This window comes from Streptomyces sp. BE303, from assembly GCF_036290945.1.
Classification (GTDB): Bacteria; Actinomycetota; Actinomycetes; order Streptomycetales; family Streptomycetaceae; genus Kitasatospora.
The window spans coordinates 1-708 of record NZ_JAQYWZ010000191.1 but is presented as its reverse complement, the minus strand read 5'-3'; the positions used below and the strand labels follow the sequence as shown (position 1 = coordinate 708).

2 protein-coding genes are annotated in these 708 nt (G+C 74.0%); both read right to left on the bottom strand.

All coding sequences use genetic code 11. The features are described 5' to 3' along the window. The coding region (locus PUR56_RS01110) for a hypothetical protein (RefSeq protein ID WP_329947458.1) at positions 1-271 on the bottom strand (271 nt) is incomplete at its 3' end. Positions 272-337: 66 nt separating this feature from the next. Further along, positions 338-708: hypothetical protein (locus PUR56_RS01105; protein ID WP_329947457.1), on the bottom strand; the 371-nt coding region annotated here is incomplete at its 5' end.

Genomic DNA, 708 nt, shown 5'->3' with positions numbered 1-708 from the left:
CCTGCGCTCGGTGCGGGTCGAGCGGCGGATCGGCGGACCCGGTCGCGACCGCCCCCCGCGTGTGGAGCCAGTGCGGCGCCGCGATTCCGTCGTCGCCCTGTGCCTGGACGGCGGCGTGCACGCCGGTGAGCGAACCCGCCGGTACCAGCTCGCCGACCGGCGGTGCGTCGTGCGTCCGCAGCCGGTCGGCCAGCACGGCCCGCACCCCGAACTCCAACCGGAGCACGGACGCGACGTGACCGGTCAGGACATCCGCGAGGGCGGCGGTCACCTCGTCGTCCTCACCCAGAACAATCCAGGATCCCTCCACCCGCGCCGAGCCGCGAACTCCGACCGCCTACCAGGACACGCGGAATCGCCAGCCGACGATGAGCGACCGTTCCTGGCCGCGCGCCCGCCCGGTCGACAGCGCGGGCAGCACGGTGGCGGCGGCAGCGGTATCGACACCCAACTCCGCTGCGACCGCGGGGAGATCGCGCCTCTCGACGTGGTTGCAGAGGCCCGCCTCCGCAGGTTCCGCCGAACGGCCTGGCGCTGCTGCTGGCTGCCTGTACCGCTGGTGCTGGATGGCGTAGGTCGGCAGCTCGGCCGGTCGGACGCCCGTGAACAGCGGCGACCAGTCGACCGGGACACCGTTGACGTGCAGGGTCGCGAGCGCCGTCAGCGCGGTGGTGACTTCGTCACGGTCGCGGCGCAGCAGCGGCGCGG